10 protein-coding genes are annotated in these 15,660 nt (G+C 60.4%); 6 read left to right on the top strand and 4 right to left on the bottom strand.

What is annotated here, in order from left to right:
* The first annotated feature begins 119 nt into the window (after window positions 1-119).
* From JN279_RS09450 to JN279_RS09425, 6 genes are all read left to right on the top strand, one after another.
* Window positions 120-2,564: a PAS domain-containing protein gene (locus JN279_RS09450; protein WP_202352606.1), complete on the top strand. Its 2,445-nt coding sequence runs from the start codon at window positions 120-122 to the stop codon at window positions 2,562-2,564.
* A complete protein-coding gene (locus JN279_RS09445; RefSeq protein ID WP_202352605.1) occupies window positions 2,561-3,208 on the top strand; it encodes a response regulator transcription factor in 648 nt (215 codons plus the stop codon). Before JN279_RS09450 ends, JN279_RS09445 begins: the two co-directional genes overlap by 4 nt.
* Entirely contained in the window at window positions 3,205-3,594 is a 390-nt protein-coding gene (locus JN279_RS09440) for a response regulator (RefSeq protein WP_202352604.1), read from the top strand. The genes JN279_RS09445 and JN279_RS09440 overlap by 4 nt, the downstream gene beginning before the upstream one ends.
* A gap of 2 nt (window positions 3,595-3,596) precedes the next feature.
* A complete protein-coding gene (locus JN279_RS09435; protein ID WP_244734478.1) occupies window positions 3,597-4,349 on the top strand; it encodes a response regulator transcription factor in 753 nt (250 codons plus the stop codon).
* A 654-nt stretch (window positions 4,350-5,003) separates the two neighbouring features.
* The gene (locus JN279_RS09430) at window positions 5,004-7,817 is read left to right on the top strand and encodes an ATP-binding protein (RefSeq protein WP_202352603.1); all 2,814 of its coding nucleotides are present in this window, start codon (window positions 5,004-5,006) and stop codon (window positions 7,815-7,817) included.
* A 385-nt stretch (window positions 7,818-8,202) separates the two neighbouring features.
* A complete protein-coding gene (locus JN279_RS09425) occupies window positions 8,203-9,003 on the top strand; it encodes a sensor histidine kinase (protein WP_202352602.1) in 801 nt (266 codons plus the stop codon).
* Window positions 9,004-9,149: 146 nt separating this feature from the next.
* On the opposite strand, the gene JN279_RS09420 is transcribed toward JN279_RS09425, so the two are convergent.
* The 4 genes from JN279_RS09420 to JN279_RS09405 form a co-directional block, all read right to left on the bottom strand.
* Window positions 9,150-9,386 carry a hypothetical protein gene (locus JN279_RS09420; RefSeq protein ID WP_202352601.1) on the bottom strand — a complete coding sequence of 79 codons (237 nt, stop codon included), beginning with the start codon at window positions 9,384-9,386 and terminating at the stop codon, window positions 9,150-9,152.
* Between the two features lie 411 nt (window positions 9,387-9,797).
* Window positions 9,798-11,048 carry an efflux RND transporter periplasmic adaptor subunit gene (locus JN279_RS09415; RefSeq protein WP_202352600.1) on the bottom strand — a complete coding sequence of 417 codons (1,251 nt, stop codon included), beginning with the start codon at window positions 11,046-11,048 and terminating at the stop codon, window positions 9,798-9,800.
* Complete coding sequence (locus JN279_RS09410) at window positions 11,045-14,218, bottom strand: efflux RND transporter permease subunit (protein ID WP_202352599.1); 3,174 nt, start codon at window positions 14,216-14,218, stop codon at window positions 11,045-11,047. The genes JN279_RS09415 and JN279_RS09410 overlap by 4 nt, the downstream gene beginning before the upstream one ends.
* Window positions 14,219-14,600: 382 nt before the next feature.
* A complete protein-coding gene (locus JN279_RS09405; protein ID WP_446720397.1) occupies window positions 14,601-15,380 on the bottom strand; it encodes an alpha/beta fold hydrolase in 780 nt (259 codons plus the stop codon).
* Between the last annotated feature and the right edge of the window lie 280 nt (window positions 15,381-15,660).

Raw genomic sequence — 15,660 nt, 5'->3', positions numbered from 1 at the left:
TCTGATATAGTGTGGTAGAAGTTCGACATCTCGGGGGACCGATTGTGTTGTCTTCTTGCGGGGCGGGGCCCTGATGCCGCTTGGCGCGGCAGCAGGAGCGCGTCGGGAGGTGTTTAAAAATGAAAGCAATGCCGCTGCTGCGGAAGTATGGCTCGACAATAGCCATCTCCGGCGCCGGCTTGTTGGTGTTCTGGCTGTCTAGCGAACTGGCAGCGAGCGCCGGGCCGAATGTTTATGTGCGTTTGGCCCTCCTCGCCGGAACTGCGATCCTGACCGGGTTTTTCATTCAAAGGCCGCAAAGGCAGTGTGCGTCGGACCGCGCAGGATATGATGCGCGTGAGTTCTTGGAGAGCATTCCCGGACTGGCATGGATCGTCGACACGGAAGGCCGGTTGACCAACGTGAACACGAGCCTTCGGGAATATCTCGCCACCGTCGACACCAGCAATCTCCATTGCCGGCAGGTTATTCATCCCGAGGACTTCGACCGAACTGAAGGCCTCATGTCGCAATGCCTGGAGAATGGTCAGGAATTTCATGGCGCGTACCGGCTTCGCCGCCACGATGGCACCTATCGCTGGTTCCGTGTCGCGGCTTGCCCCAGGCACGATCGGAACGGCAAGTTCATCGGGTGGTATGGAATCCTGCTCGATATCGATGACCAGAAGGTCGCGGAGGAAGCCCTGCGCGCGAGCGAGCACAGTGTCCGGTCAATACTCGACAACATCCCGGGGCTGATCGCAACCGCTGACTCCGAAGGCAATCAAGACTACGCCAACAAGACGCAAAGGGACTATTTTGGACTGGATCTCTTCGAGCTGAGTGGGCTGGGCTTTCTCAGCATCGTTCATCCTGACGAGCGCGACAGCGTTGCGGCAGCGTGGATTCGTTGCATTCAAACCGGCGAGCCAATGGACCGCGCGTACCGCATGCGGCGACACGATGGCGTATACCGCTGGTTCCATGCGCGCGTCGAACCAATCTTCGACGAGGATGGCAAAGTCGTACGCTGGTACGGACTGTTCACCGACATCGATGACTTCAAGAGAGTGGAACAGGCTTTGGAGGCCAAGGAGTTTCAGCTCCAGCGGTTGATCGACGCCCTTCCGACACTGGTCTGGTCCGCCCGCCCAGACGGGTCCACGGAATTCCTGAACCGGAGATGGCTCGAATACACGGGGCTGTCCCAGGAGCAGGCAACCGACTGGGGTTGGACTGTCGCCATACATTCGGACGATCGGGACCGGCTTGTCGAATACTGGCGGTCTCTCCTGGCAGCTGGTGCGCCGGGCGAGATCGAGGCACGGCTGCGCCGCTTCGACGGCCAGTACCGCTGGTTCCTTTTCCAGGGCGAACCAGTGCGCGATGCCTCCGGCACCGTGATCCATTGGTTCGGGAGCAACACCGACATCGACGATCGCAAGCGGGCGGAGGAGGGATTGCGAGCCAGACAGTATGAACTCCAGCAGCTTGTCGACACCATACCGACACTCGTCTGGTCCGTCACTCCTGAAGGTGAACCAGCCTACATCAACAAGCAGTTGGAGACCTACTATGGCCGCAAGATCGACCACAGTGAGCCCAAGGAAGGTTCGAAGCTGGACGGGGCACTTGGACGCCTTATGCATCCCGATGACCTGGAGGCTGTGAAGAGAAGCCTGATGCACTCATTGAAGACCGGGGAGCCTTTCGCCATGCGGTACCGCAACCGCCGGGGCGATGGCATCTATCGCTGGGTTGATAATCGCGCCATGCCGCTACGGGACGACGATGGCCGCATCGTGAAATGGTATGGCGTCATCATCGACATCGATGACGAGATGAGAGCACATGACGTCGTTCGTGCGACGCAAGACAAGCTTTCGCGCGCTTCGCAGCTTGCGAGCCTCGCCGAGCTGTCGGCCTCGATCGCGCATGAGGTCAATCAGCCCTTGGCGGCTGTCATCACCAACAGTCATGCCTGCCAGCGCTGGCTGTCGGCGGATCCTCCAAACCTGCAGCGGGCACGCATTACCGCTGAGCGAATGGTTCGCGATTCCATGGCAGCGGCCGAGGTCGTCAGCCGAATACGAGCACTCTTCAAACAGACCGCTTCGTCCAGAACTTCAATCAATCTCAACGAGGTGATCAGCGAGGTGCGTCAGCTGATGTTCGATGAAATAATCTCGCAGGGCATCTTCGTTGAGACGGATCTCGATGCGGCCCTGCCGCCGGTGCTCGCGGACCGCGTACAGATGCAGCAGGTGCTGGTCAATCTGGTCCGCAACGGGATCGACGCAATGAAATCGACAATCGACGTGTCGAAATCGCTGAAGTTTGGATCACGTCGCTGTGGAGAGAATGCGATCCTGGTCGACGTCAGTGACAACGGCGACGGAATTGCCGAACCAGAACGAATTTTCGAACCGTTCTTCACGACGAAGGCGGGGGGAATGGGCATGGGCCTGGCAATCTGCCGCTCGATACTGGAATCACACGACGGCCGGCTTTGGGCAGAGAACATCGAGCCAAGGGGAACGGTGTTCTCGTTTACGCTGCCGATCCAATCGGGCGACGCGGCATGACCCAGGACGACTGCCTAGTTTTCATCGTTGATGACGACCAGCGCATATGCGAGGCACTGTGCGAGCTTCTGGCGGCAAGAGGCCTGGCTTCCGTCGCCTTCAACTCGATTGTCGACTATCTAGCTTTCCCCCGGCGGGACCTGCCCGGTTGCCTGATCCTCGATGTCGAACTCCCTGATATCAACGGGTTGGAATTCCAGAAACAGACCGACCACGAGCAACATCCGCCTATCATCTTCATTACCGGACACGGCGACATTCCATCTTCTGTACGCGCCATCCAGCGCGGCGCCGTGGATTTCCTCACCAAACCGTTCAGCGAGACCGAGTTGATGAAATCCATCCACACGGCGATCGATCGGGATTGCGGCGCCCGCCTGGAGCGGGCCGAGCTTGTGACGCTAAGGCACCGCCTTTCCTCCCTGACCTCTCGCGAACGCCAGGTTCTGCCGCTGGTCATCAGCGGTCTGCTCAACAAGCAGGCGGCTGCGGAACTTGGGATCAGTGAGGTGACGCTGCAAATCCACCGCAGCAAGATCATGCACAAGATGCAGGCTGCATCGCTGGCCGATCTTGTGAGGATCGCCGAAAGACTGCAGGTACCAGTAACCCATTCTCGGCGCGCGGGAACATCTTCGAAATGAAAGCAGCACGGAAATCAACGATCGCGGTTGTCGATGACGACGTTCGGGTCCTCGAGTCGATCGAGGATCTTCTGGAGTCGGCGGGGCACTCGGTTTGTTTGTTCTCATCCCCTCAGTCTCTCCTCGAACGCGACGTGTTGCGTAAGATAGATTGCCTGATTGCCGATATCGGCATGCCAGTTGTCGACGGCTTCGAGCTTCGCCGGCGAGCGCGAAAAGTGCGTCCCGACTTGCCCGTCATTTTCATTACGGCGCGCCATGAAGCCGCAGACCAAAAGCGCGCGGCGGCTGAAAGTTATCATGGTTTCTTTCGAAAGCCCTTCGATGCTTCAGCACTGCTAGCGGCGGTCGCCCTGGCCGTTTTGGCCTCCACCCGAGGGGAGTAGTGATGACAAGTGATCTGATGACCCGAAAATATGAAGGCCTGCTGCTCCGGCCGACGCAGTCATACGCTCGTTCGGTGGCTGCCCCCATTTATGCCCGGGCTAGCCAAAATGCGTTCGTCTTCATCGTCGAAGACGATGTTTCGATGCGCGAAGGGCTGGTCGATTTGCTGGACTCCGTCGGTTTGCAGAGCGAGGCATTCTCGTCTCCGACCGAGCTGTTGAACATGGAATTGCCCGACCTTGCGAGTTGCTTCGTGCTGGACATTCGTATGCCCGGCATCAGCGGTCTCGACTTTCAGGCCCGCCTTGTCGCAGCCGGCGTCCGTATTCCAATCATATTTATGACCGGCCACGCCGACGTTCCGATGGCGGTGAGAGCCATGAAAGCAGGTGCAGTCGACTTTTTGACGAAGCCGTTTCGCGAACAGGAAATGCTGGACGCCGTCACAAGAGCGATCGAGCTGGACGGCATGCGCCTCGAAAGCAATCGGCAGGCGATCGAGACTTTCACCCGATTTCAGACGCTAAGCGAGCGCGAACGCGAGGTGATGGATCTCGTGACGGCCGGATTGATGAACAAGCAGGTTGCCGGAAGGATTGGCGTGGTAGAATCCACGGTTAAGATTTATCGTGCTCAAGTCATGAGAAGGATGGGCGCGCAATCACTGGCAGATCTGGTCAGGATGGCTGAGCTGCTGCGCTTGGCACCTGCTCCCATAACCAGCCTCAGGGCTATTCTGGATAGACCTAAGTAGTAGTCCAATCCGCCGATCGGATACGGTTCTGTACCAAACCAGAATGGAGGCTCGGACACGCTTCCTTTATCCTTGCGCTTCTCTCCGCGGCAGTGCGTGGAACGTCATTCTGCCCGATCGCTGTCGAGGGGTTTTAAGCGGGGGCATCGATGTCGGAGTTGCAGGACATTCTCCGTGGCACAACGCCCTGCCCTTCGTGGAACGGCGTTGCATGAAGCGCTACGGCGAGTTTGAGCGGACGGTTTACTGCCATGGAGCCTTCTGAAGCTACGATCAGAAAGCGGACCTGCCAGGGCCAAGATTGGTCCAATACAGATTTGGGAGCAAAATCCCTTACCACCGACTGCGCCTTTCAGCCTTGACGGGCCTTGGTCCCAGACCTCATCAACAAGGACTAGCGCAATGCATTCCATCTACTGCCACCGAGAGAATTGTCGTTCTTCGCGTCGCGCAGCGCAGCACCAGGATGCGTTGGCGGCTCTGGTTCTCTACTTCCTTCGGACGCCGCTCAACATGACCCCGGAGGGCCGGTCTTGACGAGTTAAAGGTCGTAAAAAGATGCAAAGAAGGCCACCCGGATCTTCGAGCATGGGGCCGCCAGGGGTCAGATCGACTGTCACAAATGGCGGCGAACTGTCTTTCGGCTCCTGTCGCTTGATCGGGGCAGAGCGGGTGCTCATCAGGGATAGCAAACCTGTCGCCATAGGCGGCCGCGCTCTCGACGTTCTGATTGCGTTGACCGGCCGGCCGGGTGAGGTCGTGAGCGGGCGAGAACTGATCGATCTGGTTTGGCCGGGCGTCTTCGTCGAGGAAGCCAATCTTCGCGTGCACATCGCTGCCCTTCGCAAAGCGCTGGGGGACGGCAAGGATGGCGTCCGATACATCGTCAATGTTCCCGGCCGGGGCTACACCTTCGTTGCACCGGTCCGGCGCTCCGGCGCGGGCGGCACTGCCCCGATTGCCGCTCCTGCAAGCCCCACGCGATCCCCGAATTTCCCGACACCATTGCAGCTGCTGGTCGGCCGCACCGAGACCGTCGCCACACTGTCCTCGCTGCTCTTGTCGCGGCGCTTCGTCAGTGTGGTCGGACCAGGTGGAATAGGCAAGACGAGCGTCGCCGTGGCGGTCGCCAATGCGCTGCGCCAGGAATTCGGCGACGATGCGGTTTGCTTTGTCGACCTCGGTTCGCTCTCCAACCCGGCAGACGTTCCCAGTGCCGTCGCCTCGGCACTCGGCTGCTTTGTCCAGGGTCCGGATTACGAGCCGTACATACGCGCCTTCCTGGCCGACAAGCGGATTCTCGTCGTTCTCGACAATTGCGAGCATGTGATCGAGACGGCCGCACCGCTCTGCGGACGCCTCCTTCACGCAGCGCCGTCGGTGCACTTGTTGGCGACCAGTCGTGAGGCGTTGCGTGTTGAGGGCGAGTATGTGCATTTGCTGATGCCTCTCGACAGTCCGCCTGACGAAACGCCATCTGCCGTTCAAGCGCTGGCTTCGCCCGCCGTGCAGCTCTTCATGGAACGGGCGGCATCGAGCGGGCACCATGCCCAGCTCAGCGACACCGAAGCTCCAATTGTCGCGAAGATCTGCCGCCGGCTCGACGGGATCGCTTTGGCGATAGAGCTTGTCGCCAGCCGTGTGGGTGCCCATGGTATTCAAGGAACCGCCGATCTCCTGGACAGCGGCGCCGGGCTGTTCCTGCCGGGCTGGCGCAGCGCATTGCCTCGGCATCAAACGTTGCAGGCCATGCTCGACTGGAGTTTCAGGCTCCTGTCGGCGGACGAGCAGAGAATTCTCTGCAGGTTGTCCGTGTTCGTTGGCCAATTCACGCTGGCGGCGGCGCATGCGGTCGCCGGAGACGCCGATGGTGAGACGCAGACAGTCGCCAACGCGATCGCCAGCCTGGTCGACAAATCCCTCATGGGGGTCTTGTCGACGAGCGGACCTGCTTATTACCGGCTATTGGATACGACACGCGCTTATGCTGCTGCCAAGCTCACCGAAGACGGGCAAGCAGAAGCCGCCGAACGACGTCACGCAGGCTACTTCACTGGCCTTCTCAAGCAGGGCATGGCCAAAGGGTCGGCTTTTGATGGCCACAACGTTGCCGTCCACGCTCCCCACATCGGTAACGTTCGCAAAGCGCTCGCTTGGAGCTTTTCCAGCTCGGGCGACCGCTCCATCGCCATTGAGCTGGCTGCCCATGCGGCTCCGCTATTCCTGGGGCTTTCACTGCTGGATGAGTGTCAGCAATGGTGCCGGCGAGCCCTGGGCGCGTTGCAGGAGGAGGATCAGGGGACGCGATGGGAATTGGAACTCCAGGGAGCCCTGGCGATGTCATCCATGTACACCCACGGCAACAGCCTGGAAGTCAGGGCCGGGATCGAGCGCGGCCTGGAACTCTCCGAGATTTTGCAGGATGGAAGGCATCAACTCCAGCTGCTTTCTGGACTCTACATTTTTCTCACCCGCCAGGGCGACTTCAGCGGCGCGTTGGCGGCCGCCAAACGGAACGCCGCCGTTGCCAAGGCCAGCGGAGGCGCGATCGAAAACGCAATGACGGAATGGATGTTGGGTGGATCATATCACTTGACCGGCAATCAGGCGGCTGCGTTGCGCCACTGCAAACAAGGCTCGAAGCTGGCGTCGGATTTCAGGTTGGGGAGGGTGAGCTTCTTTGGCCACGACCACCATGTATCGGGGCTCGCAACGCTCGCCAGGTCCTTGTGGCTGTGCGGCTTCGCGGATCAGGGTTGCAAAGTCGCACGTCAGGGAATCAACAGGGCGCAGAGCTACGATCACCCAGTCTCATATTGCATTGCTCTCATCTATCTCGTCCCTGTTCTCCACTGGAGTGGCGACTCTAGAGCAGCGCAGGAGCATACCGAAATCGTAATCGAGCAGGCTATCAAATACTCCCTTGCTCCCTATCGTGCCGTCGGCCTCGCGCTGAAAGGTGAACTCATGGTCGCGAACGGCGAAGCGTCGTCCGGCGTCGAGACCTTGCGGGCGGGCCTGAAGGCGATGGATGACGATCAGTACCGCATCGTGACGCTGCCGACGCGGCGTGCCTTGGCCGAAGGGCTGGCCCTTTCCGGACGGCCGGACGAAGCTTTGGCCACGATAGGCGAGGCTGTGGCACGTGCTGAGCAAGTCGGCGAGATATTGTGGTTACCCGACTTGCTGCGGGCCCAAGGCGAAATCCTGCTGACGCAGCCGCGACCCGACCTTCCGGCGGCTGAGCGTGCACTGCTTCGCTCGATCGATTGCGCCCACAAGCAATCGGCCTTGAGCTGGCAGCTGAGAGCTGCAATCCCGCTGGCGCGCATGTGGGGGAAGCACGGCCGGGGCAAGGACGCCGGCTCCATGCTCGAAGACATCTACCGGCGATTTACAGAGGGATTTGGAACGCGAGACCTCGTTGCCGCGCGCCGACTTATCGAAGAGCTGAGCTCGACCAGCTGAGCTCGGCAAACCAGTCGCGGTTCGCCTTCAATCCCATGGCCCTTTCACGTCTACCGCCAGGCGTCTGGAGCGATCCTCCACGCATGTGCTTATTCACGGTCTGTCTTGGGCGCGAATATTTACAGCTATTTGCAACGCTAAACTCGCATCGCAGCTCATAGGGCGGATAATCCCTGACATGAAATTCCAGGCAATCGCCACGCTGGAGGGGTCATGATGTGGACATTCGCATAGCTTCATCACACCGAACGCTCCGGAGGATTTCCTCCCCGGCAGAGGAATAGTCTCATCGCCCCTATCGCAAGATCAGGCTGATTGATTTTTCTCCAGCCTTCGGTACCGCCCACGACCAAATCGCCCCTCTTGCCGTAGGAGCCCGTACCTCATGCATGGCACCCAATCGACAACAATAAGCAAGCGCGCGGTGTGCATCGCGCATGAAGTGAACCAACCGCTTACCGCCATTCTGACAAACGCGGAAACCGCCTTGCGGTGGCTGACGAGAGACCCGGCGAATCTCGATGAGGCGAAACAGGCCATCGAGCGGATCATCGGCAACACCCTTCGCGCCGCCGATGTCGTCAGAGGAGTTCGGGATCTGGTCCGAAAATCCACGCCCATAGCGGCAAACCTCGACATCAACGGCTTGATCAAGGACCTGCTCAATCTCGTCAGCCTCGATCTGCGCCTTCACCACATCGCTGTCGAGGTCGAACTCGCTGAGAGCCTGGAGCCGATCAGGGGCGATCACAGTCAATTGGAACGGGTCGTCGCCAACCTTGTCGCGAACGGCATCGAGGCGATGAGCACCGTGCAGGATCGGCAACGAAAGTTGCGGATCAGCACCCGGCCCGACAAAAATGGGGATGTGCTGGTTGCAGTCGAGGACACGGGCACGGGGCTCGATCCAGCGCTTGTCGACCGCATCTTCGATCCCCTGTTCACGACCAAATGCGAGGGCATGGGTTTGGGACTGTGGATATGCCGCTCTATCGTCACGGCTCACGGCGGCCGGCTGTGGGCCGCGCCCAATCTTCCGCACGGCAGCATTTTCCGGTTCGTCGTCCCAAGCACGGTTGGGCCAAGCACAATTGGGTCAAAAACAGTTGCGCCAAGTCGATGCCGGCAGACGATGCGAAGGAACCGCCAGGTCGAAAGGCTTGTTGGCGGCGCCGCATGTTCATGATCTCGTTCGGCGGCGCGAGAAGTCGAACATGCCTGACTTGAGGAAGACGGCTGGTCTCTGCGCCTGAGGCATGCGCGTAGACTTCATGCTGCAGACCCCGCCGTTCGTGAGAGACGGCGGGGCTGCGGCGAGACGGTAGGGCCTTCTCATTCACCCATGAACTGCTGGAGGACGTTCCTGCCCGCAGTCGGGTGGGCCTTGAACGAGTTGATGCCGTCAAACCATCCATTCTGCGAGAAGTCGCCGTATTCGCTGCTGCCACGCTCACCGTTACGGCCGTGATCGCCGTCGTGGCCGCCGTGCGACGAGGCGGCAAAGGCCCCCGTGAGCGGGATGGCAACGATCATTGCGGCAAGCGCCGCCTTCAGGGGGATAGAACGCATGATTAACTCTCCTTTTCGTTGAGGAAGGCGGCCTTTTGTCTACCGCGCATTCCGGCTACAGGCACTCGGGAACCTTCGAGTTACGATGTTCGTCTCGCCTCTTCTGTTCTCGTCCTGCGTTACTTATCTAGCAAGCGTCGGAAGTAACATATAGTATATCAAGGTATCATACATGTATAAGATAGTATGGAGTGTTGGTGTTCGATCCGTGTAGGGCGCCAGGGAGATGATCTCGATCTTCACGCCGAGCGCCTTTGAACTGAGCCAGGGTGAATGTGAACGGAACCAGAGCAATTCCAGGAAAAGTGTGAAACGGTTTTCCCGGGAAAAGTGCATAGCGCTTTCCCTTGGGAATTGTGTCAAAACAAGGAGATAGAGCGGCTCGCCGTTTCCGTGAAACGGTGAACTGCCCTAGGGTGTTCCGACGGTTGCAGGACTGATCTGCACCTTGCTGCCCTCGGCAAGTTCGACCGGCGGATTCAGGATCACCAGGTCACCCTGTTTGACGCCGTCACGGACCTCGACCTCTTCTCCGAGATCGCGCGCCACCGATATCTTTCGAATATGCGCGATGCCGTCCTCGACCACGGCAACCTGCAATCCACCGGCGTTGAAGATGATCGCATCTGCCGACACGGAGAAGCTGGGTGTCTTGCGCGGGATCTGGAGTTTAACCGTGCAGTAGGTGCCGGGCGTGAGGACACCGTCAGGGTTAGGAATGTCGATTTCGGTCAGCAAGGTCCGCGTGCCCGGTGCCAGCGCATCGGCAATCCGCGTCACCGTGCCCGGGAAGGTACTGTCGGGGATTTCGGGGACCTGGAGCACAGCCTTGACCCCTGGGGTCAGTCCAAAGGCCTGGTCCTGGGGGACGTAGACCTGGGCACGGATCACATCCCCCTGCATGATGGCAAACAGGAAAGTGCTGTTGGTCGTGTCGGCCTGCACCAGGCTGCCGATATCGACGTTGCGTTGAGTGATGACGCCGTCGAACGGGGCGACGACCTGCTGGTAGGCCTGTTGCTGGTCAAGCACGCGCAGCTGGTCCTGCTGTGCATTCACATTGGCCTGCGCAACGCCGACAGCCGCCTCCTGTGCCTTGAGGCTTTGGACGTCGATCGTACCCTGCTGCTTGGTGATCCAGCCCTGGTCCACCAGAGGTTTGTCCCTTTGCCACGTCACCTTGGCGAGATCGAGATTGGCTTGTGCCAGTTGCAGCGCCGCCTTGAGCTGTCCCAAGGTTGCCTGGGCCTGCAAAATCTGGTCATCGAGTTCCGGCACGGCAATCTTGGCCAGCAACTGCCCTTTCTTGACCTTGTCTCCGATATCGACCTCACGCGTCTCGATATAGCCGCTGGCTCGTGCGAAGATGTCGGCGACGTCGTAGGCAGTTGTGGTGGCGGGCAGACTGACTTGCATGATGTCGTCGCTTGTCCTTACCGCCGCAACACGCACCTGCGGGATGAAGTCACGCGCCTGTTCGGCGGCCGCCGCGAGTTCGCGGTTGCGCGAATAGTATCCTTGGACGCCGTAGGCCAGTCCCGTCATCAGCAGGGTCAGCGCACCCAATGCAGGCAGCCAGCCTCTGCCTCGGCGCGGCGGCCGATCCGTTGCGCCATCCGTAACCGTATCGTTTGGCTGATCCAGATGGTCCGTGGGCTTCATGCGATTTCCTCGTCGAAGACGCCGTTAGCCGTCTTGCCGTCCTGTCCGCTGCGCAGCATCGCGAACAGGTACGGCACGACGAGGAGCGTCGTGGGCGTTGCAAACAAAAGTCCCCCGATAACCGCGCGCGCCAGCGCGGCATTCTGCTCTTCGCCCGCTCCGCCGATCGCCATGGGGACCATGCCGACGATCATTGCGGCCGCGGTCATGAGCACGGGCCTGATCCGGGTATGACCAGCTTCGATCGCCGCCTCGAACGCGGACTTGCCCGCCAACTGCTGGTCTCGGGCGAAGGTCACGAGCAGGATGGAATTGGCCGAAGCGACCCCGACCGACATGATCGCCCCCATCAGTGAAGGCACGTTGAGCGTCGTGCCCGTGATGAACAGCATCGTCACGATGCCGCACAAGGTCGCCGGCAAGGCTAGGATGACGACGAAGGGGTCGCCGAAGTTCTGATAGTTCACGACCATCAGCAAGTAGACGAACACGGCGGCGAACAGGATGCCGATACCGAGGTCCCAGAAGGCATCGTTCATGCTCTGGATCTGGCCTATGACCTGAATGTTGTTTCCGGGCGAAAGCTGCTTCTGCAGGTCGGCAACGACCGCGCTGATCTGGCCGGAGATACTTCCCAGATCGCGACCCTGGACGCTTGCATAAACTTCGTAGACCGGCTGGACGTTCGCCTGGTTGGCGTTGGTCGGGAGACTGCCGCGCTTGAACGTAGCGACGTTGCTGAGCTGCCCAGGAACCTGTGCACCGGCGGTGTTGATAGTTGAGGAAACGGGCGTGTTGCCGAGATCGTTCAGTGACGCGATCTTGTTCTCCGGCGTCTGAACTGCGAGATAGTAGGGAATGCCCGTGGTCGGGTCGGTCCAGAAGTTCGGCGACACCTGCTCGGAGGAACTCAGGCTCACATTGATGTTGTTGGCGATCATGCTGGCATTGAGCCCGAGCTGCGCCGCCCGCGTGCGATCGATATCGGCATAGAACGCCGGCGCGTCGACTTCCTGCTGCAGGTGTGCGTCGACGACACCGGGAATGGCTGCGATGCGGCGCCGCAGTTCCATCGCGACCCGCAGATTGGTAGCGCGGTCATAGCCAACCGTACGGACATCGATCTGCGCCGGCAGTCCGAAATTGAGGATCTGCGTGACGATGTCGGCCGACTGGAAATAGAATAGAACGTCTGGAAAGGCGCTGGGCAGCGCCGCGCGCAACTTGCGCACATAGTCGGCAGTCGGCGCGTGGCCGTCTTTCAACGCGACCATGATCACACCGTCATTCACGCCGATGGTCGATCCATCCGTGAACGCCAAATTGTAGGCACGCGCCGGCAGGCCGATATTGTCAACGACAAGCTGGAGGTCGCGATCGGGAACGATCTCGCGGATCTTGTCCTCGACAGCCTGGAATATCTTCTCCGTCTCCTCGATCCGGGTTCCCGCGGGGGCCCGCACATGGAGTTGGATCTGGCCGCCGTCGATCGCAGGAAAGAAATCGCGACCGACGAGCGTCAACAGCACAGCGCCCAACGCGAGCACCAGGGCTGCAATAGCGGGAACGATGAACCGGCGCCTGAGGAGTACGCCCAGCAACTCGGCATAGTGCAGGCGCATGGCCTCGAAACCACGTTCGAACCTGGCGTGAAATCTACCGAACCAACCCATCGGAGCGCCGTGGCGCTCCCTTTTGAGCAGCAACCCGATGGTGATTGGAGTGAGCGTCCTCGAAAGTCCATAGGATGCTAGCATTGCGAACACGACGGCAAGACCGAGCGGCGTGAACAAATATTTTGCCGGACCTTCCAGAAAAACCACCGAGGTGAACACGCAGCTTATGGCCAGCGTCGACACCAGAGTCGGCACGGCGATGCCGGCGGCCCCATGCAGCGTCGCCTGCGGCAGCATCTGTCCTTCCTCAGTGAGCAGGCGATGGGTATTCTCGAGCGTCACCGTCGAATCGTCGACGAGGATGCCAATCGCCAGCGCCAGCCCCCCGAGCGTCATCGTATTGAGGGTTTCGCCCAGGAAATATAGCGCTACGACCGACGACAGGATCGCAAGGGGGATCGAGATCATGACGACCAGCGTCGATCGCCACGATCCGAGAAACAGCAGGATCATCAGGGCGGTGAGCGCGGCCGCGATCACGCCCTCCCGCAGCACGCCGACGATCGATTGCTTGACGAACACCGACTGGTCGAAGAGCTCTCTGATTTCCATGCCGGGAGGCGCCGCGGCACGCGCCGTCTTCAAGGCATCCCGAACGGCATCAACCACCTCCAGCGTCGAGGCATTGCCGTTCTTGATGATGCTGAGCAGAACCGAATGCCGGCCGTTCTCGCGAACGATGTTCTGCTGAACAAGCCATCCGTCATGGACCTGGCCGACATCCTTGACGAACACCGTGGCGCCATTCACAACCTTGACCGGAATATTGTTGAGCTCGTCGATGGTTGCCGGCGTGGCATTGGTGCGCACGACATACTGCGTGTTGCCGATCTTGGCGGTGCCCGACGGCAAGGTCAGGTTCTGGGCGTTGACCGCACTGACGACGTCGAGCGGCGTCAGGCCCTTGGCCAGGAGCTTCGACGGGTCGAGGTCGACCATGATCTGGCGATATTTTCCGCCCGCGGGTGTTGGCAGCGTGACACCCGGGATCGGGGCCAGTTGCTGACGGATCCGATAGATGCCGTAGTCGTAGAGCTGCTGTTCGTTGAGGGTGTCGGAGCTCAGGCTGATCTGCAGGACCGGTACGCTGGAGGCGTTGAACTGCACCACGAGCGGTGCCTGGATTCCCGGTGGCAGGAGGGCGCGAATGGCGTTTGTCGCCGAAACGATCTGCGCAATCGCGAGATCGAGATTCACATCCTGCTGAAAATAGATCTTCTGGACCGACAGTCCGCCTAGGGTCTGCGCCTCGATGTTCTTGATGCCATTGACGTTGGAGCTGATCGCATACTGGCTGTACGTGGTGACGCGCTGTTCCATCTCTGGCGTGCTGAGGCCGCTATAGCTCCAGATTACCGTCACCACCGGAATGTTGATTTCCGGAAAGACGTCCAACCGCATCTCGCGACTTGCGACGGCGCCCAGAAAGAGAATCAAGGCAGCCAGCACATAGAACGTATGCGGAAATCGAAGCGCGAACCGAACGATGCCCATATCTCAGCCGATGACCTTCCTGGCGACCTAGTCGGAACGGCTCGAGCGACGAACGTCGCCGTATTGCCGGATTTTTATGAGTGTCATCCGAAATGACTTTGCGCCCATTGCTTGAACGTCCGGAGCTTGCGCCCAAAGCGTCGACGCCGAGCGTTGCCCTGTGACGCCGCCAGGCTCTTGGCCGGGCGCAACCCGCCCCATGGCGAATGCGACCGGTCAGTCATCGTCAGCTTTGCCGGGCACGAACTGGTTTGGGCACATCAGTGCAGCGAGCGAGACCAATCCTGCCAGCATGTGGATGCAGCGCGCAGCGGGCGGGTCGTCGTCGGGACGGCCCGCCCAGGCCGTCAGGCCCGTCCGCATCGCTTCGCCGGGGGCAGTGTCATCGGCCCGCGGCAGCCAGAATGAGGTCGGCGACCTCCTTGGGATGGGAAACCAGCGACAGGTGGCCCGCATCGATCTCCACCGTTGTCGCGTTCATGCGTTTCGCGAGAAACCGTTCGAGGTCAGGGTTGATCGTCTTGTCCTGCTTCGACACCGCATAGAACGATGGCTTGGAATGCCATGCGGCTTCGCTGGTTCGTCCGCCGAAGATAATCGCTGCGGTGGGTTCCTGAACCGCATACAAGATCTTCGCTTGCCTGGGCGCGACACCGTTCGCGAAGTATTTCAGGAATGAGTCTTCGGACAATCTGGAGAAACCATCATTCACCTGGATGCCGGCCCGGACGGGTCCTGCGGGAAATTCTGCGGAGAGAGCGACGAAATCCTCACCGGCATCCGGTGCGCGCGCAGCCACATAGACCAACGATGTGACCTTGGGATCAGTCCCCGCTTCGCTGATGACGGTGCCGCCCCAGGAATGCGCTACCAGCACGGTTGGCCCATCCTGCAGCGCCAACGCCCGGCGCGTCTCCGCGACCGAGTCTGCCAGCGACGTCAGTGGATTCTGCACCGCAGTTACGCTCAGGCCGGCTGCCTGGAGGAGCGGGATCACCTCGGCCCAGCTCGACCCGTCCGCCCACGCTCCGTGCACGAGCACGACGTTGCGCGCCTCGGTATGCGCGGGCTTAGGCTTGGGATTGTCGGCGGCGTCCGCCGCGGCAACTCCCGACAGGCCGAGAGTGATGGCAATTGCGATGGCATTGATGATCTCGCGCACGGGTCTCTTCCTTCACTTTTTGCAAACAATCGAACGCGCCGATGACCGATATGAGGGCCGCGATGCGGTAAATCCTGCGGCCGGCTCCGTTGCCGAGGCGTTTGCGGAGGCGGTTCGTTGCGACAATCTCGATTTCGCGGTTCGGCGTCTTTCAGAAACGCCCCTGCCTTTCTCGCCGTGCACGGACAGGTCCTGTGGCGAACGTGACGGGCGCGCCAGCCGTCCGCAACGATCGACACCACGAAAAGGGCGGCGGATCGCTGATGCGACCCGCCGCCAG

It is taken from the genome of Mesorhizobium sp. 113-1-2, assembly GCF_016756475.1.
Taxonomy (GTDB): Bacteria; Pseudomonadota; Alphaproteobacteria; order Rhizobiales; family Rhizobiaceae; genus Mesorhizobium; species Mesorhizobium loti_C.
Note: the sequence above shows the minus strand (reverse complement) of the source record. Positions and strands in the feature narration are given on the sequence as shown.